This is a genomic window from Pseudomonas sp. GT1P32 (assembly GCF_054897805.1).
Genome location: NZ_CM142704.1, coordinates 3,005,941 through 3,023,088, shown reverse-complemented (window position 1 = coordinate 3,023,088; position 17,148 = coordinate 3,005,941). Strand labels below are relative to the sequence as shown.

Genomic DNA, 17,148 nt, shown 5'->3' with positions numbered 1-17,148 from the left:
TGGAGGGACTTGTTAGCTATGAGGTTTGGGCGAGGTCAGAAGTTCTATCGAAATTTGAAGGGCAACGATAACCCTTGTAGGAGCAAGCTTGCTCGCGATGAGGCCATGTCAGTCACCATTGTTGGCGGCTGACACTCCGATATCGCGAGCAAGCTTGCTCCTACAGGGGATTGCGTTATTTGCCGGGTGTCAGCGTCAACCGCTTGGTCCCGTAGACCTTGTCGAAGTTCTGCGGCTGCATCGGCAGACTCACGTATTGCCCTTTCAACCACGGATCAACGCTATCGAGGTAGTTCGGACTCGCCGGGTTACCCGACTGGCCGGTACCGTTCTGGCCCATCAGCGGTTCGGCCTGGCCGAAATCGACGATGAAGCGCATGGCCGGTGCCAGCGTGGTGTTGAAGTCCTGGCCCCATGCGAACGCCGCCGTGTTCAACGTGGTTTGATCGCCGCCGGCCGCGAGCGGACCGCGCACGGTCTGGCCACTGGCGTTCTTCCATTCATAGCGGTGCAGTTTGCCCCACTGCCAGGCTTTGTGATCGCCGCCCAATTGACTGTCGCCTGCAGTGATGGCCGCCGCGAGGCTGCGGGCGAGAATCGCCGGTTTGTCTTCTTTCTGTGGCGTGCGCGCGTCATCCCAGAACGGGCTGTCTTCACGTCCCAACAGATGATCGGCCTGCGCCGCGTAGGACAACTTGCCGTTAGCGATAAAGGCTTTCCACGCCGGGCTGCTTTCCGGGCCCAGTTCATCGAGGAAAGTTTGCTTGGCGCTTTCCTGTAGGAACAGCTCGTAAATCGCTGCATCGGCAGAGGTCGCGGCGAGTTTGCCGTCGAATGCCATCAGACGGGTAAACGCTTCGCGCGCCTTGTCGCGATCGGCCACCGGCAACGCTTCAATGGCCTGCTTGAGTGGCTTGGCCATGCCCGGCGCTTCAAACATCTTTTTCAGTTTGGCGGCGAACGTGGTGGTCTGATCGTATTGCATGGCAATCACACTACGCGTGTCGTGTTTGCCCACGCCGGCCAGTTCAGCCATGCGTTCGCCACGCTCCGGTGCCGACCACGAATTGGACAGCTGCATGCCATAACCGTGGGGAATGACCCGCTGGTTGGCCGTGCCGAGCCAGCCTTGTGCCGGGTCTTGATCGTACGGGTGCAGCATCGCGTCGGCGTAACCGTCCCAGTCATAACGACCTTCCCAGCCCGGCGATGGCAGCAGGCCTTCGCCTTCGCGGCGGTTCGGGTAACGACCGGTGACTTGCCAGCCAATATTGCTGGCGTCGGCAAAGACCAGGTTCAGCGTGATCGCACGGATTTCACGGCTGGCGTCCGAGGCTTTCTCGACGGTTTGTGCGCGAGACAGGTCGAAAAACGCGTCCAGGGATTTGTCATCGGTGAAGTTCGGTGTTTGCAACGCGAGGCCCAAACCGTTGCCCAGCGCCGTGCCTTTGGCGCTGTTGAGCAGCGGCCCGTGGCGCGTTTCGTACACCGCTTCGCGAATCGGCCGCTGGCCTTTGACGAAATAGGTTTCGTTGCGAACGATAACCGGCTGCCATTTGCCGCCGACTTCGTAGGAAAGACCGTTGCCCTGGCGTTGGATTTTTTCCAGGAACAGGTCCTGGTTGTCGCCCATGACCGATGTCATGCTCCACGCCACTTTGCCGTTGAAACCGCCCAGCACCATCGGCAAACCGGCGATGGTCACGCCGGACGCCTGGTATTTCGGCGCACGAATCTGCACGTAACTGAACAGCGACGGCACGCCCAGCGGCCCATGGCTGTCGCTGGCCAGCAGGCTTTTGCCGCTGCGGCTGCGTTGCGGGGCAATCGCCCAGTTGTTCGATGATGTGGCGCCCAGCAGATTCAGGTCAGACAGTTGGCCGGTGGCTTTGCTGATTTCGGCGAGGCCTGGAATCGCCCCGTTGAGCTTGAGGCCCTGAAGTTTTTCGGCTTCGGCCACCGGCAGTTTTTCGTCGGGGGCGGACGGTGTCAGCCAAGGGAGTTTGTCGGTGGTGACCGATTGGGCCAGCACCAGCGAGGAAATTTCCTCGGGCAGGTTCGCCGATTGGCTGAAGTTCAGCAGGCAGAAAATCAGCGCCGAATCTTCCGGTTTCCAGTATTCGGGTTTGTAGCCGGTGGCGGCGAGGTCGGCTGGCAACTTGTCGCGGTAGCGGAACAGGTAGGCGTTGACCCCGCGCGCATAGACTTCGAAGAAGCGTTTGAGGCGCGGCGAAGAGGCCTTGTACAACTCGCCGGCGCTTTTCTTCAGGTTGACGGCGCGCATGTAGCGGTCGGCGTCCAGCAGGTCCGAACCGGACATCTCCGACAACCGGCCTTCGGCCAGCAGGCGCAAGGTGACCATCTGCGTGATGCGGTCGCTCGCGTGTACATAGCCGAGGGTGAACAGCGCGTCGTGGAAGCTGCTGCTTTCGATCAACGGCACGCCCATGGCGTTGCGACGCACCGAAACGTTTTGCGCCAGACCTTTGAGCGGCTGTACGCCGGTGGTGGGCGGGAGTGTGTCTTGGGCGTTCCAGGTCTGACAACCGGACAGGCTCAAAACACCGGCCACTGCTGCGGCAACGCCGAACCGGGGAAGAAAATGTGTGAGGGCTGGCGAGGCCATGGCAAAGCTCCTGCGGGGGGGTAGCGTCAGTAAAGGCGCTACGTTAGAGAGCAGGAGGTGGCCGCGCAAGCAGGGTAGGGGGTTATTTCAGGATTTGTCGGATAAACCGTGATGGTTAGGGTTGATGCTGTTGTTTTTTGGCTCGGGGTACATATCCATTTTGGGGGTGATGGCGGCTATTGGTTTCGCCCTTACGGCGAGTCACTTGGAGAAGCGCCAAGTAACCAAGCGCTTTTGCCCCTTTCGTTCGGTGGCTCGCTAATGCTCGCCATACCCTCGCTCCGGTCCTGCTCCGTGGGCCCGCCGCGATCGGCCATCCCTGGCCGTGCGCGGCTAACCCGGCATCCATGCCGGGTTGCCCACTGCGTAGAACCTGCACTCGGCCTCTCGAGGGGGCGACTACCGCCACAGCAGCCGAGGCGGCCTGAAAGCCGACCTGGCTCTTCGGTCGTGCGCGCGCTCCCACACTGTGGTGGCCCCACCCATTTTGGATGTTTACACATTCCCCTGTAGGAGCCGGCTTGCTGGCGATGGCGTCCGTCCAGTCAATGCACACGTTGACTGACCCACCGCTATCGTCGGAACGCCGCCCGCAGCAAGCCGGCTCCTACAGTTGATCGTATCTATCCAAACACATCTGCATTTCCCTTGTAGGAGCCAGCTTGCTGGCGATGGCGTCCTTTCAGGCGATAAATGCGTCGACTGACCCTCCGCCATCGCCGGCAAGCCGGCTCCTACAGGGATCTGCGTTTGCTTTTGATTTTCACCACTCATCAGGCCGAGCGTTAGCTCGCCTTCAGCTTTTGATCTTGAGGTACACGCCCCCTCGAGAGGCCGAGCGCAGGTTCTGCGCAGTGGGCAACCCGGCATGGATGCCGGGTTAGCCGCCCCCGGCCATGGATGGCCGATGGCGGCGGGCCCACGGAGCAGGACCGGAGCGAGGGCATGGCGAGCATTAGCGAGCCACCGAACGAAAGGGGCAAGAGCGCTTGGTTACTTGGCGCTTCTCCAAGTGACTCGCCGTAAGGGCGAAACCAATAGCCGCCGTTACCGAAGAAACGGATATACACCCAATCGATCACTCTCAAACCTTAGGCGAATTCACCTTGCTGTATTCATTGCGGCATCGTGAAGTTCGGACAGCAACCGCGAGCATCAGGTCGTCCCGTTTGCGATCGAGGGCTTGCCTGTAGGAGGCGGTGATGCTCAAGTGCGTGAAACTCAATAACCTCGCGTGAGAAAAGTCGGCATGGAGCTCAAGACCAACGCAGCACTGATCATCATCGATCAACAAAAAGGCATTTTGGAGCCAAGGCTTGGCCGGCGAAATAATCCTCAGGCCGAGGCGCGGATTCTGGATTTGCTGGGGCTCTGGCGGCGAACCGGGCGGCCGGTGATCCACGTACAGCACCTGTCCCGTTCACCGGACTCAGTGTTCTGGCCGCAGCAATCTGGCGTGGAGTTTCAAGAGCGGTTCCAGCCATTGGCCGGCGAGCAACTGATTCAGAAACAGGTGCCGGATGCGTTTTGTGCGACGGCGCTGGAGGCTAGTTTGCGAGAGGCGGGGATCGATCAGTTGGTCATCGTGGGCGTCGCGACCCACAACTCGGTGGAGTCCACGGCGCGAACGGCCGGTAACCTGGGGTTTGATACGTGGGTGGCGGAGGATGCGTGCTTCACGTTCGACAAGGCGGATTATTTCGGCAATGCGCATTCAGCCGAAGAGGTGCATGCGATGTCGCTAGGCAATCTGCACGGCGAATACGCCACGGTCGTGAACACAGCACAAATCTTGATGACTGACTGAATGACTGTAGGAGCGAGGCTTGCCCGCGAAGAAGATGACGCGGTTTGCCTGAATAACCGCGGTGCCTTTTTCGCGGGCAAGCCTCGCTCCTACAGGGGATGGTGTCATTCACGAATCCAGTGTGGGGGCGAGACCGGCTTGCCGGCGAAGCGATTCAACAGGCGATGAAAAACATCGCCCGAAGCATCAAGCGCCGTGGCACTTCTTGAATTTCTTGCCGTTGCCGCATGGGCAAGGGTCGTTGCGGCCGACGTCCTTCAGGGCGTTGCGCACCGGCTCCTGGTGAGCGTGGCCGCAGTTCGGGCCGTGGACATGGCCATGGTCGTGATCATGGTGGTCGTGATGGTCATGATCGTGGTTGCAGTCAGGACCATGGACGTGGGGTTGCTGGGTCATCGGGTGTGCTCCGGAATTAAATCGGCGGGGATTATCACGCCTTTGCGCGCCAGGTGCACGTAGTGCGCGATGAACACACCGGTTTCCAGCTCACCTTCCAGGCGATAGGGGATAGGTTGCTCGGGTTTTTTCAACAGTTTCACCAGCTCCCGAACCTTGGGCCACAGGTTGGTGCGGATCGGCACTTTGAAATACGCGCTGTGCTTGGGGCTGACCGTAAACCAGTGTTCGTGCTCGCCTTCGGTCAGCAGCATTTCACCCAGGTGAATCCGGTATTCGAGGCCGCGCACCGTCAGGTCACTGTCGCGCGGGTTGTCGACGCGAAAGAACAACAGGAAACGTTGCTCCATCAGTTTCGCCCGGACCACTTCGACCTTGACCAGATGCACTTCAGGTTCCGGTTCATCGTCGCTGAACCAGGACGCACAGCCGCCGAGTCCGAGAAACAGGAGCAGGGTGAGCATATGCAGGACGTGACGTCGGCTGATCATGGTTGTGTTTCTCCCTTGATCCCCAGTCTAGCCCTTCACGAATCACCTCAACTGGCGAAATACCCCGCACAACACTTCTTGAACTTCTGCCCGCTGGCACATGGGCAGGCATCGTTGCGTCCGGCCTTGAGTGGCACGGTGGGGTCGATGAAGTACCAGTGGCCGGCGTTCTGCACGAACGACGAGCGCTCGCGGTGGCTGTGTTCGCCGCTGCCATCGTGCCAACGCGCGGTAAAGGTCACGAACGCGTGTTCCGGTTGACCGCCGAACACTTCGGAGCTTTCCACCTCCAGGCCGAGCCAGGTGCTTTGCGCGCTCCAGTCGCTGATGGACTGACGATCGAGGCCGGACTGCTGCGCGGGCAGGGTGGTCGCAACCAGGTAATCGATCAGGCCCAACACATAAGCGCTGTAGCGCGAACGCATCAACGCTTCGGCACAAGGCGCCGGATGCCCGGCATGGTAATGACCGCAGCAGGCGTCCAGCAGGGTGCCGCTGCCGCAAGGGCAAATGGATGTACTCATTGCGTTACCACCAGTATTTCCCGAAGTTTTCCGGATTGGCCCAGAACCGTGAGTTGAGCCAGTCGGGGACTTGTTTGTAGTCAAGCAGATCGTAGGTGAACAGGGTCAGTACTTGCTCGTCGCGCTGGAAGCGTTCGCTGGCTTGCAGGGCCAGGGAGAAAAAATCCGTCTCCTGCCAGCCACTGGCCGGCAAATCCGCCAGCACCGCAATGCGACTGGCATTGAGGTTGCGGATGCCGCCGAGCAAATTCAGGCCATCGCGTTTGGGCAAGTGTTCGAGGCAATCGACCACCAGCGCCAGATCAAAGCGGCGTGCCGCCAGTTCGGCCGGCAACGGTCCGGGCGCCGCGTGGGCGACGCAGGTGTCCGGGTGCGCCAGCTTGAATGCTTCCAGCGCGGGGAATTCGCTCGCGCCGATCAGCAACAGGCGGAGCGGGGCATAACGATCCAGCAAAGCGGCCAGCGCCTGCTGGGGCGTGCGCGAAGAAATACCTGAAATCATCGAAGATCCTCAATCAGAGCGCCAAGACTAGCCTGCCCGAAGGTCCAGATATAGAGCGCCGTCGCGCTAAAAGTGTCGATCAGCCGTGAACACTGGATAAAACTGCAATGGCCTATTGCTGGCGGAGATTAAAGCTCGGGTCTTTACTACCTGAATCGGTTCTAAGCCGATCCCTCAGGAGAAAACTAGATGAGCATAGTTCGGACAGCATTACCCTTGGTTCTGCTAACCAGTGTGTTGACTGGTTGCGCAGGTTTGCAGAAAACCGACTGGCCGACCTGTGCGGCAGTCGGCGGTGTAGTCGGTGCGGGTCTCGGCGCGACCGAGAGCTCGGCATGGGCAGGGTACGGCGCTCTGCTGGTTGGCGGTACGGCCGCTGCCTATTGCTGGGTTCACGGTGATGGCGACGAAGACGGCGATGGCGTGCCGGACAGCCGCGACAAGTGCCCGGGTACGCCTAGAGGCGTGAAGGTCGATGCCGACGGTTGCCCACCACCAGTCCCTGCGCCAGTGGTTGAAGAGGCGGTTGTGGTCAAGGAAGAAACCATCGTCATCCGCGATGTTCACTTCCAGTTCGACAAAGCCACACTCACGCCTTCTGACAAACAGGTGCTCGATAAGATCGCCACTCGTTTGAAAGCGGAAGCCCCTACTGCTCAGTTGACCGTTACTGGCCATACTGACAGCGTGGGCAGTGATACCTACAACCAGAAACTGTCGGATAAACGCGCTCACTCGGTGGTTGAGTACCTCATTCAGGAAGGCGTGCCGCGCAGCAACTTCGTGTCTGTTTCCGGTGCCGGTGAAAGTCAGCCGGTGGCCGATAACAAAACCGCCGACGGCCGTGCACAGAACCGTCGCACCGAAATCAAAATCCAACGCTAGATCCCTCGCATCCGTGGCTTGTGCAGTCACGGATGCGGGTCTTTACTCCTGTGTAACCGGCATCGGCCGGTAACACAGGAGCTTTCACCATGAGCCTTCCCACACGGACCGTCTGGCCGGTTCTGCTGCTTGGCAGCCTGTTGACCGGTTGCGCTACTCACAGTGATGGCACTGCCCCCCTCAATCAACGTACCTGGCCGATCTGCAGCGTTATCGGCGGCCTGGTCGGTGGAGGCCTGGGCGCTATCGAAAGTGGCGGTTGGGCGGCCGGTGGAGCGGCGCTTGGTATCTTGACCGGTGGCCTGATCTGCTACGCGCAGGATGGCGACGAAGATGGCGATGGTGTCTTCGATCGACGCGATCGCTGCCCGGATACACCGGCCAATACTCCGGTCGAACATCATGGTTGTCCGCTGCCGCAATACCCGGCCAGTGTGAATCCCGCTGAACCTGCACAATCTGAAGTCATCACTCTGAGCGATGCGGGCGATGTGTTGTTTGCGTTCAACAAGTCCGACCTGACGCCCTCGGCGCAAAGTCAGCTGGACTCGTTCATACCCAAACTGCAAAACGCCGATGTGGTCAGCATCAAAGTGATCGGTCATACCGACAGCAAAGGTTCCGACGCCTATAACCAGGCACTCTCTGAACGACGCGCGAGCAGCGTGGCGGCTTACTTGCTGGGCATGGGCCTGGCGCCGAACAAACTCACCAGCGAAGGCCGGGGCGAAAGCGAGCCGGTGGCCGATAACGAAACAGAAGAAGGCCGCGCGAAAAACCGTCGCGTGGAATTGCACATCAATCGCTGAGCCCCGTGATAGAGCCGTCGGGCAATGATTACAGTGGCACCGACGGCCATTCGGCGGCCTTCATGAAGAATTTTCTGTTGCCCTCTGGCTTATCCCGCGTGGAAGCCGTTACTGTGCGCGCAAAGAATAATTCTCAACGGGGGGGCGTATGAAGGTGTTTTGGGGGCTGGGTAAGCTGTTGACCCTGCTGTTCTGGCTGGTGGTGTTGGTCAATCTGCTGATGCCCTTTGTCAATCCGCTGCACCTGTTGGTCAATCTGGCCGGCGGCCTGCTGGCGTTCCTTCATCTTCTTGAGGCGGTGTTCTGTTTCCGCAGTCTCCGGGGCCGCGCCCACCCTTGGCGTGATCGCTTGAAGATTGTCTTTTTCGGTGTTTTCCACCTGCAAACCATTCCGGCTCCTGCCGTACCGAAGGCTTCCCATGCGTAAACTCTGTCTGCTCGCCGCACTCGTCAGCCCATTCGCCTGCGCCCAGGTGGTCAGCGTCGAAACCAACTCGCTGATGCGCTTGCCCAATACCGCCAGCACCTTGCAGCTGGAACGCCTGGAAGTGGCCGATTACGGCACGTTGCTGATTCCCTCGAACGTGACCGAAGTCAGCGTCGGCGAATTGCGCCTGGGGCGTGAAGCGCGGATCGCCATCGTGCCCGGCGAAACGGCGCTGGAGTTGAAGGTCAGCCGTGCGCAATTGTCCGAAGGCAGTCAGATTACCGCTCGCGGCGCACCGGGTACTTACCTCAAGGCGGCCCGCTCGGGACGCAACCTGAATGTGCAGATCAAGGCGCTGAATGCACCGCAGTTGTTGGTTGACGCTCGCGGCGGCGCAGGCGCGCCGGGGTTTGTCGGCCTCGACGGCGCCAACGGTCAGGCACCAGGCTGCACCTGGGGCCAGGCCGGTCGCGGGGCCGATGGCAGCGATGGCAGCGATGGTCAGCCGGGTGCGCCGGGTGCGCTGGTCAGGCTGGAAGTACCACGTGATTATCCGGCGGAGCAGATCAAGGTTCAGGTCGCCGGCGGTGCGGGTGGTCTGGCCGGTCCTGGCGGCAAGCCGGGGGCGGGCGGCAAGGCCAAGGGGTGCTTCGTCTACAAGGCCGATGGCGGCAAGAGCGGCAAGCCTGGCGTTGACGGCCAGCCGGGGCCTGCGGGCGCGGCGGGTTCGGTGACGGTTCAGCGGTTGTAATCCATTTCTGAAATGTGTGTCGTCTAATCGATTGCCTTCGCGGGCAAGCCTCGCTCCTACAGGGATCACGCTGTCCATTGTAGGAGCGAGGCTTGCCCGCGAAGCTTTTGGCTTTTAAAACATCGGCCGAGCCGAGGCGATGGCCACCAGCACCAACCCCACAATCAGATTAATCCCCACCAACTTGCGAATCCTCCCCAGCACCGCAGCCCCCGTCGGCCAATCCTGCGCCGTCACCGCCGTGCGCAATTCCGGCAACAGCAACGCCTGAATCCGGATAAACAGCGCGGTCATCACCACGTACAAGCCCATCATCACCTGCACATAACGCGGCGCGGTTTCAAAACCGCTGTAGTGCAGATGAATCATGCCGACACCGCTGACCGGCAACAGCACCACCGCGACCCAGACCCAGCGGAAAAAACCTTGAAACACTTCAACCCACAGCTTCAACCGGGCCGGGCCTTCCAGCGCCTTCATGGCCGCAGGACGCAGCACCATCCAGGCGAAAAACATGCCGCCGACCCACACCAGGGCGGACAGGACATGCAGGGTGTAAACGATGCCAAAAGGTGTCATTGGGGTACTCCGTTCTGCGCGGGATTAATTAGCGCGGTATGATAGCCGCCGAACCGAACCACTGAAAATTTATCCAGCGTTTTTTGCGCCCGACAATCCATGATCAGCACTGAACTCAAAACCACGATCCAGGGCGCCTACTCGCGTTTTCTCGAAGCCAAGAGCCTCAAGCCGCGCTACGGCCAACGCCTGATGATCGCCGAAATTGCCAAGGTCCTCGGTGACATCGACACCGACGACGAAGGCCGGCGCAGTGGCGACCCCGCGATTGTCGCGGTGGAAGCCGGCACCGGTACCGGCAAGACCGTGGCCTACAGCCTTGCGGCGATCCCGACCGCGAAAGCCGCTGGTAAACGCCTGGTGATCGCCACGGCCACCGTGGCCCTGCAAGAACAGATCGTCTACAAGGATCTGCCCGACCTGATGCGCAACAGCGGGCTGAATTTCAGCTTCGCCCTGGCCAAGGGCCGCGGGCGCTACATGTGCCTGTCCAAGCTCGACATGTTGCTCCAGGAAGGTCACGCACAAACCGCTACCGCGCAGCTGTTCGAAGAAGAAGGTTTCAAGATCGAGGTCGATGAGGCCAGTCAGAAGCTGTTCACCAGCATGATCGAGAAGCTCGCCGGCAATAAGTGGGACGGCGACCGCGACAGTTGGTCCACCGCCCTGGAAGACGCCGATTGGGCGCGCCTGACCACCGATCACAGCCAGTGCACCAACCGCCATTGCCCGAACTTCGGCCAGTGCGCCTTCTACAAGGCCCGCGAAGGCATGGGCAAGGTTGACGTGATCGTCACCAACCACGACATGGTCCTGGCGGACCTGGCCCTTGGCGGCGGCGCCGTTTTGCCCGATCCGCGCGACACCATCTACGTGTTCGACGAAGGTCACCACCTGCCGGACAAGGCCATCGGCCACTTCGCCCATTACACGCGCCTGCGCTCCACCGCCGACTGGCTGGAAACCACCGCCAAGAACCTCACCAAATTGCTCGCCCAGCATCCGCTGCCGGGCGACCTGGGCAAGTTGATCGAACAGGTGCCGGAGCTGGCCCGTGAGATCAAGACCCAGCAGCAATTCATGTTTACCGCCTGCGAACAGGCTGCCGATTTCAAACCCGGCGAAGACGTCGAAGGTCGCGAACGACCACGTCACCGCTTCGTCGGCGGGGTGATTCCCGAGCACATGCGCGAAATGGGCATCGAGCTGAAAAAGGGTTTTGCCCGTCTAACCGACCTGTTCACCCGGCTTACCGAGTTGCTCAAGGAAGGCATGGACGGCGAGGTCAACATCGGCATCGCCAGCAACCAGGCCGAAGAGTGGTATCCGCTGTTCGGCAGCCTGTTGTCGCGCTCTTCGGGCAACTGGGAGTTGTGGGTTGCATTCACCGCCGAAGACCCGGAAGACAACCCGCCCATGGCGCGCTGGCTGACCCTGGCCGAAAGCGGCTCGCTGTTCGACATCGAAGTCAACGCCAGCCCGATCCTCGCGGCGGAAATGCTGCGGCGCAACCTGTGGAACGTCGCTTATGGTGCGCTGGTAACCTCGGCGACCCTGACCGCACTCGGCACCTTCGACCGCTTCCGCATGCGCGCCGGCCTGCCGAAAAAAGCCGTGACCGCCGTGGTCCCGAGCCCGTTCCATCATGCCGATGCCGGTGTACTGCGAGTGCCGGACCTGAAAGCCGATCCACGTGATGCACCGGCCCATACCGCGGCGATCATTCGTGATCTGCCTCAGCTGGTCGAAGGCTCGCGCGGCACGCTGGTGCTGTTCTCCTCGCGCAAGCAGATGCAGGACGTGTTCGACGGTCTCGACCGCGACTGGCGCAAGCAAGTGTTCATTCAAGGCAACCTGTCGAAACAGGAAACCCTGAACAAGCACAAGGCGCGCGTCGATGGCGGCGATTCCAGCGTGCTGTTCGGCCTGGCGAGTTTCGCCGAAGGGGTCGACTTGCCCGGTGCGTACTGCGAGCACGTGGTGATCGCGAAGATTCCATTCTCGGTGCCCGATGATCCGGTCGAAGCGGCACTGGCTGAATGGATCGAAGCGCGGGGCGGCAATCCGTTCATGGAGATCTCCGTACCGGACGCCTCGCTGAAACTGGTCCAGGCCTGCGGTCGCTTGCTGCGTACCGAAGAGGACCGCGGCACCATCACCTTGCTCGACCGGCGCCTGGTCACCCAGCGTTACGGCAAAGCGATCCTCAATGCGTTGCCGCCATTCCGTCGAGAAATTTCCTGATACGACGGTGGGCAAATCTGCCCGCCGCGTTGTCTATCTCTCTGCCATCGCTTTTCCACTGGCCATTGTTGGTCGTTAGGGAGATTTTCGTTCTCATGATTCGCCGTTCGTTGCCTGCTGTTTTTGCCTTGTTGTTCACCACGCCTTTGCTCGCCGCTCCCGCAGGCCAGCAGACGCTGTTCAACTTTGTGCGCCCCGCCGACGTGGTCCAGGTGGCGACTCAGGACGCCAGCCTGCCGCAATCCAATGCAGAGCAAACGGCCGAAGGCGAAGTGCTGCGCCGGGTGACGTTCAACCCGGTGGCCCAGCCAACCCTGCGCCTGACCCCGCAAACCGGGGCCTGGGACTGGTCGCAGTCCGGCGTGATGAGCCTGCGTATTCAAAGCGCGATGAACTGGGCCGTGACCCTCTTCGTGAAAATCCAGAGCAACGACGGCAAGACGCTGATCAGCCGCGTGGATCTGCCGGCGGGCCCTGCGCAGACGCTGCTGGTGCCGTTGCAGCCGAGCTCGCCGCTGAGCCTGGGCATGAAGGCCGGTCCGCCGATGCCGATGACTGTCGACGGTCAACGCATCCTGTTGGCCAGCAGCGCCGGTGAGCTGGATCGCAGCCAGGTGGTGTCGGTGACGTTGTCGATGGATCAGCCGAAAGTCGCTCAAAGCATCCTGCTGGAACGCTTTGGCGTGCAGGAAGGCGAGGCGGTCACCCAAGCCGTTTATGGCGGCCTGGTGGACGCTTTCGGTCAGTCGACCCGTACCAAATGGCCGGAGAAGGTCAGCAGCGACGAGCAACTGAAAAGCGCCGCCGCCAAGGAACAGCAACAAACCAAAACCTGGCTGGCCGAGCGCGAGAAGTCGTCGCTGGACAAGTTCGGTGGCTGGATAAAAGGCCCGTCGTTCAAGGCCAGCGGTTTTTTCCGAAGCGAAAAACGTGACGGTCGCTGGTATCTGGTGACCCCGGAAGGCCATCCGTTTTATTCGCTCGGGGTCAACACCGTTACGCCGGACGTCAACCAGACCTACATCGCCGGTCGCGAGTGGATGTTCGAATCGTTGCCTAAACCTGAAGAATCGCTGGCCAGTCACTTTGGCGAAGGCGACAACCGGGGTGGCAATGGCGTCGATCAGGGCCGTGGCTACAACGCCGGGCGCTGGTACGATTTCTATGGCGCGAACCTGCAGCGTCTGTATGGCGCCCCTTGCACACCGGGCAGCGACACCAAGGCCGGTGTCGCCGAAGCGGCCAAGGCCGACGCGGTTGAGGCGACGGTCGAGAAGACCGCTGAACAACCCGTCGTTCCTTCCACGGCCGAAGCCGGTGTTGCCGAAGCCGCCAAGGCCGGCGCAGAGGAAGCGGCTGTCGCGAAAGCGGTCGAGCAGAAACCCGCCGAACCTTGCACCGCAGTGATTGATGAACAACGCTGGGCCAGCCACACCCTGGATCGCCTGCAAGCCTGGGGCTTCAACACCATCGGCAACTGGAGCGCCCCGGCGCTGGGCAACGCGGACCGCGTGCCCTACACCTTGCCGCTGTCGATCGTCGGCGATTACGCCAGCATCAGCACCGGCACCGACTGGTGGGGCGGCATGCCTGACCCGTTCGACCCGCGTTTCGCTATGGCCACCGAGCGCGCCGTGGCCATCGCCGCCCGCGATCATCGCGACGATCCTTGGCTGATCGGTTACTTCGCCGATAACGAACTGGCCTGGGCCGGTCCTGGTGACGACCCGAAAGCCCGCTACGCGCTGGCCTACGGCACCTTGAAAATGACCACTGACGTGCCGGCCAAGCGCGCGTTCCTCAAGCAATTGCGCGACAAGTACCGCAATCAGGCAGGCCTGTCCAAAGCCTGGGGCATCGACTTGCCGGCCTGGGAATTGATGGAAGACCCGGGCTTCGTGCCGCCGCTGCCGAGCGCCGAGTACCCGGAAATCGAAGCCGACTTCAAATACTTCCAGAAGGTCTTCGCTGACACGTACTTCAAAACCATTTCCGACTCGCTCAAGTGGCACGCACCGAATCAGCTGTTGCTGGGCGGCCGCTTCGCCATCAGCACCCCGGAAGCCGTGGAGTCCTGTGCGCAGTATTGCGACGTGCTGAGCTTCAACATGTACACCCTGCAACCGCAGGACGGTTACGACTTCGCCAAATTGCGCAGCCTGGACAAACCGGTGCTGATCACCGAATTCAACTTCGGCTCGGCCGATCGCGGCCCGTTCTGGGGCGGCGTGACGCAACTGGCGAAGGAAGAGGATCGCGGTCCGGCTTACGCCAATTTCCTGAAACAGGCGCTGAGCGAGCCGTCGATTGTCGGTGTGCACTGGTTCCAGTATCTCGATCAACCAGTGACCGGTCGTCTGCTGGACGGTGAAAACGGGCACTTTGGTTTGGTCGGCATTACCGATCTGCCGTTTCAGGGCTTCGTCGACAGCGTGCGCAAGAGCAACCTGGCGGCCGTTGATCAGTTGGGCAAAGAGGCCGAGAAGGCCAAGGCTGAAGCGGATAAAGCCAGTCACGATGCCGAAGGCGGGCGAAAAGCTGAAGCCGGTAAAGGCCCGGGGAAGGGCGCCGGGCAGGCGGGTGGGCATTCGGGGAATGGTCATTAAGGCCTGATCTACCGCGTTATCGTTCTTCGCGGGCAAGTCGGATCGCCGCCCGCTCGCTCCTACAAGGAACACCGCCAACCTGTAGGAGCGAGGCTTGCCCGCGAAGGCGTCCGCACGAACACCATAAATTTCTGATCAGTGCTTGGCCGAACCGACCGCCCGGCCCAACCCTGTTCCCAAAACCTTCAATGGCTGGAACAATGCCGGCCACTTTGTAGAACGTTTGTCCGAGGGAGTAGCGGGTGCAGATTCAGGGTCATTACGAGCTTAAGTTCGAAGCGGTTCGCGAAGCGTTCGCGGCGTTGTTCGACGATCCTCAGGAGCGTGGCGCAGCGTTGTGCATCCAGGTCGGCGGCGAAACCGTTCTCGACCTCTGGTCCGGTACCGCCGACAAGGATGGCCATGAGGCCTGGCACAGCGACACCATCGCTAACCTGTTTTCCTGCACCAAGACCTTCACCGCCGTCACCGCCCTGCAACTGGTCGCCGAAGGCAAGCTGCAACTGGATGCCCCGGTTGCTCGCTATTGGCCTGAATTCGCTGCCGCCGGCAAGGAATCCGTCACCTTGCGTCAACTGCTCTGCCACCAGGCTGGTCTGCCGGCGTTGCGCGAGTTGCTGGCCCCGGAAGCGCTTTACGACTGGCAAACCATGGTCGATGCGCTGGCCGCAGAAGCACCTTGGTGGACGCCGGGCACCGCTCACGGTTATGCCGCGATCACCTATGGCTGGCTGGTCGGCGAGTTGCTGCGCCGTGCCGACGGCCGTGGGCCGGGCGAGTCCATCGTGGCCCGCGTGGCCAAGCCGTTGGGCCTGGATTTTCACGTCGGTCTGGCGGATGAAGAGTTCCATCGCGTGGCGCACATCGCCCGTGGCAAGGGCAACGTCGGCGATGCCGCGGCCCAGCGCCTGCTGCAAGTGACGATGCGCGAACCGACGGCCATGACCACGCGGGCCTTTACTAACCCGCCGTCGGTCCTGACCAGCACCAACAAACCGGAATGGCGGCGCATGCAACAACCGGCGGCCAACGGCCACGGCAATGCCCGCAGCCTGGCCGGGTTCTACGCCGGTCTATTAGACGGCAGCCTGCTGGAAAGCGAGATGCTCGATGAGCTGATCCGCGAACACAGCCTCGGCGAAGACAAGACTTTACTGACCCGGACCCGTTTCGGTCTGGGTTGCATGCTCGATCAACCGGATGTCCCGAACGCCACCTACGGCCTCGGCCCACGTGCGTTCGGCCACCCGGGCGCTGGCGGCTCCATCGGTTTTGCTGACCCTGAACACGATGTCGCCTTCGGTTTTGTGACAAATACACTGGGGCCTTACGTCTTGATGGATCCGCGTGCGCAAAAGCTCGCGCGGGTACTGGCCACTTGTCTGTAAAACGCGCTGAAGGGTTCCAGGGCCGGAACCCGAAGGCCTTTATGTTTTCCAACCGTCTGTTTATCCGGGTCATGCCGGCCTGAATTTTTATGACTTCCTTTTTGTGGATTTCCAATGTCACTCAATAAAACCACCCTCGCTTTGGCCCTGTGTGTCGCTGTTACCGGTTGTGCGCAGACACCAAAAAATGATTCGGATGGCAGCAGCTGGTGGCCGTTCGGTTCCTCCGACAAAGTCGCGGCGAAAGAGCCGGCTCCCGCGCCGGCACCCGTGAAACCTGCCGAGGCTGCCCCGACTGCCAAGGCTGAAGCCGACACCGGTAGCAAATGGTGGTGGCCGTTCGGCGGCAAAGAGCAGAGCACGGCCAAAGTCGTGCCGATGCCTGACCCTAAAGTCACTCAGGCCTGGCTCGACGATTACGAACCGCGCCTGCGCACCGCGATCAAGGACAGCAACCTGCAACTCGAGCGCCGTGAAAACGTGTTGGTGGTCATCGCGCCGGTAGAAGGTTCGTTCAACCCCGACCGTCCGGCCATGTTGCTGCCGGTGACCCTCGGCCCGTTCACTCGCGTGGCGAAAATCCTTGAAGTCGATCCCAAGACCGCCGTGCTGGTACTCGGCCACAGCGACACTTCGGGCGCCGCACCGGCCAACGTGAAACTGAGCCAGGAACGCGCACAAGCCGTGGCGGCGATTTTCCGCCTCAGCGGTCTGCAGCGTGATCGCCTGATGCTGCGCGGCATGGGCGGCGAAGCCCCGCGTGCGGCCAACGACAGCGTTGAAGGCCGTGCCTTGAACCGTCGCGTCGAACTGCTGGTGACTCCGCAAAACACTATGGTTGCGCTGTTGAGCAAGTACAACATGCCAGCCCCGGCACCGGTGAAACTGGTCGCTGCCCAGGACGTCAAGCCAGTGGCCAAGCCGGTCACCCCGGCACCGGCCGCGAAGAAAGCCGCTGTACCTGCCGCGAAAAAAGCGCCGGCCAAGAAAGCTGCAGCCAAGAAGGCACCGGCCAAAACCGCGACGCCGGCCAAGAAGACCGCGCCGGCCAAAGCCGCAACAGCTGACAAAAAAGCCGTTGCCGCCGATGCTGTGAAAAAGTGATTCGTTAAC

15 protein-coding genes are annotated in these 17,148 nt (G+C 61.2%); 9 read left to right on the top strand and 6 right to left on the bottom strand.

From position 1 onward, the window contains the following. Positions 1-175 precede the first annotated feature (175 nt). A complete protein-coding gene (locus ACYZUC_RS13870) occupies positions 176-2,626 on the bottom strand; it encodes a penicillin acylase family protein (protein WP_461996354.1) in 2,451 nt (816 codons plus the stop codon). Positions 2,627-3,875: 1,249 nt separating this feature from the next. Between ACYZUC_RS13870 and ACYZUC_RS13865 the strand changes: the two genes are divergently transcribed. Further along, positions 3,876-4,433 (top strand): cysteine hydrolase family protein, encoded by a 558-nt coding sequence (locus ACYZUC_RS13865; RefSeq protein WP_461996352.1) that lies wholly within the window; start codon positions 3,876-3,878, stop codon positions 4,431-4,433. Between the two features lie 186 nt (positions 4,434-4,619). Here ACYZUC_RS13865 and ACYZUC_RS13860 read toward each other — a convergent pair whose 3' ends face one another. Genes ACYZUC_RS13860 through ACYZUC_RS13845 form a run of 4 tightly spaced genes read right to left on the bottom strand, consistent with a single transcriptional unit; the run spans position 4,620 to position 6,346 of the window. Beyond that, complete coding sequence (locus tag ACYZUC_RS13860) at positions 4,620-4,829, bottom strand: SEC-C metal-binding domain-containing protein (RefSeq protein WP_007906737.1); 210 nt, start codon at positions 4,827-4,829, stop codon at positions 4,620-4,622. Continuing rightward, complete coding sequence (locus tag ACYZUC_RS13855; protein ID WP_461996350.1) at positions 4,826-5,320, bottom strand: LEA/WHy family protein; 495 nt, start codon at positions 5,318-5,320, stop codon at positions 4,826-4,828. The genes ACYZUC_RS13860 and ACYZUC_RS13855 overlap by 4 nt, the downstream gene beginning before the upstream one ends. Positions 5,321-5,367: 47 nt before the next feature. Next, positions 5,368-5,844, bottom strand: a complete 477-nt coding sequence (locus ACYZUC_RS13850) for a YchJ family protein (RefSeq protein WP_008040831.1) — start codon at positions 5,842-5,844, stop codon at positions 5,368-5,370. A 4-nt stretch (positions 5,845-5,848) separates the two neighbouring features. Further along, the gene (locus ACYZUC_RS13845; RefSeq protein ID WP_008031670.1) at positions 5,849-6,346 is read right to left on the bottom strand and encodes a DUF6231 family protein; all 498 of its coding nucleotides are present in this window, start codon (positions 6,344-6,346) and stop codon (positions 5,849-5,851) included. Positions 6,347-6,535: 189 nt separating this feature from the next. On the opposite strand from ACYZUC_RS13845, the gene ACYZUC_RS13840 reads away from it, so the two are divergent. The 4 genes from ACYZUC_RS13840 to ACYZUC_RS13825 all read left to right on the top strand — a co-directional run bounded on the left by ACYZUC_RS13840 (position 6,536) and on the right by ACYZUC_RS13825 (position 9,218). After that, entirely contained in the window at positions 6,536-7,231 is a 696-nt protein-coding gene (locus ACYZUC_RS13840; protein ID WP_461996347.1) for an OmpA family protein, read from the top strand. 89 nt (positions 7,232-7,320) lie between these two features. Further along, entirely contained in the window at positions 7,321-8,040 is a 720-nt protein-coding gene (locus tag ACYZUC_RS13835) for an OmpA family protein (protein WP_461996345.1), read from the top strand. 148 nt (positions 8,041-8,188) lie between these two features. After that, positions 8,189-8,467: a DUF1145 domain-containing protein gene (locus tag ACYZUC_RS13830; protein ID WP_008031667.1), complete on the top strand. Its 279-nt coding sequence runs from the start codon at positions 8,189-8,191 to the stop codon at positions 8,465-8,467. Then, on the top strand, positions 8,460-9,218 hold the full coding sequence (locus tag ACYZUC_RS13825) for a collagen-like triple helix repeat-containing protein (protein ID WP_461996344.1): 759 nt from the start codon (positions 8,460-8,462) through the stop codon (positions 9,216-9,218). Before ACYZUC_RS13830 ends, ACYZUC_RS13825 begins: the two co-directional genes overlap by 8 nt. 114 nt (positions 9,219-9,332) lie before the next feature. On the opposite strand, the gene ACYZUC_RS13820 is transcribed toward ACYZUC_RS13825, so the two are convergent. Then, positions 9,333-9,797: a CopD family protein gene (locus tag ACYZUC_RS13820; protein WP_461996342.1), complete on the bottom strand. Its 465-nt coding sequence runs from the start codon at positions 9,795-9,797 to the stop codon at positions 9,333-9,335. Between the two features lie 99 nt (positions 9,798-9,896). Between ACYZUC_RS13820 and dinG the strand changes: the two genes are divergently transcribed. The 4 genes from dinG (at position 9,897) to ACYZUC_RS13800 (ending at position 17,139) form a co-directional block, all read left to right on the top strand. Continuing rightward, positions 9,897-12,041, top strand: a complete 2,145-nt coding sequence (dinG, locus tag ACYZUC_RS13815; protein WP_223512269.1) for an ATP-dependent DNA helicase DinG — start codon at positions 9,897-9,899, stop codon at positions 12,039-12,041. 95 nt (positions 12,042-12,136) lie between these two features. Continuing rightward, positions 12,137-14,647 (top strand): beta-agarase, encoded by a 2,511-nt coding sequence (locus ACYZUC_RS13810; protein ID WP_461996340.1) that lies wholly within the window; start codon positions 12,137-12,139, stop codon positions 14,645-14,647. 242 nt (positions 14,648-14,889) lie between these two features. Next, entirely contained in the window at positions 14,890-16,035 is a 1,146-nt protein-coding gene (locus ACYZUC_RS13805; RefSeq protein WP_461996338.1) for a serine hydrolase domain-containing protein, read from the top strand. Between the two features lie 114 nt (positions 16,036-16,149). After that, on the top strand, positions 16,150-17,139 hold the full coding sequence (locus tag ACYZUC_RS13800) for an OmpA family protein (protein WP_461996336.1): 990 nt from the start codon (positions 16,150-16,152) through the stop codon (positions 17,137-17,139). Positions 17,140-17,148 lie beyond the last annotated feature (9 nt).

Coding starts and splice junctions, on each gene's coding strand:
- ACYZUC_RS13825 (WP_461996344.1), top strand. CDS start 8,460: ATGCGTAAACTCTGTCTGCTCGCCGCACTCGTCAGCCCATTCGCCTGC.
- ACYZUC_RS13840 (WP_461996347.1), top strand. CDS start 6,536: ATGAGCATAGTTCGGACAGCATTACCCTTGGTTCTGCTAACCAGTGTG.
- ACYZUC_RS13810 (WP_461996340.1), top strand. CDS start 12,137: ATGATTCGCCGTTCGTTGCCTGCTGTTTTTGCCTTGTTGTTCACCACG.
- ACYZUC_RS13845 (WP_008031670.1), bottom strand. CDS start 6,346: ATGATTTCAGGTATTTCTTCGCGCACGCCCCAGCAGGCGCTGGCCGCT.
- ACYZUC_RS13800 (WP_461996336.1), top strand. CDS start 16,150: ATGTCACTCAATAAAACCACCCTCGCTTTGGCCCTGTGTGTCGCTGTT.
- ACYZUC_RS13820 (WP_461996342.1), bottom strand. CDS start 9,797: ATGACACCTTTTGGCATCGTTTACACCCTGCATGTCCTGTCCGCCCTG.
- ACYZUC_RS13870 (WP_461996354.1), bottom strand. CDS start 2,626: ATGGCCTCGCCAGCCCTCACACATTTTCTTCCCCGGTTCGGCGTTGCC.
- ACYZUC_RS13855 (WP_461996350.1), bottom strand. CDS start 5,320: ATGATCAGCCGACGTCACGTCCTGCATATGCTCACCCTGCTCCTGTTT.
- ACYZUC_RS13835 (WP_461996345.1), top strand. CDS start 7,321: ATGAGCCTTCCCACACGGACCGTCTGGCCGGTTCTGCTGCTTGGCAGC.
- ACYZUC_RS13850 (WP_008040831.1), bottom strand. CDS start 5,844: ATGAGTACATCCATTTGCCCTTGCGGCAGCGGCACCCTGCTGGACGCC.
- ACYZUC_RS13865 (WP_461996352.1), top strand. CDS start 3,876: ATGGAGCTCAAGACCAACGCAGCACTGATCATCATCGATCAACAAAAA.
- dinG (WP_223512269.1), top strand. CDS start 9,897: ATGATCAGCACTGAACTCAAAACCACGATCCAGGGCGCCTACTCGCGT.
- ACYZUC_RS13830 (WP_008031667.1), top strand. CDS start 8,189: ATGAAGGTGTTTTGGGGGCTGGGTAAGCTGTTGACCCTGCTGTTCTGG.
- ACYZUC_RS13860 (WP_007906737.1), bottom strand. CDS start 4,829: ATGACCCAGCAACCCCACGTCCATGGTCCTGACTGCAACCACGATCAT.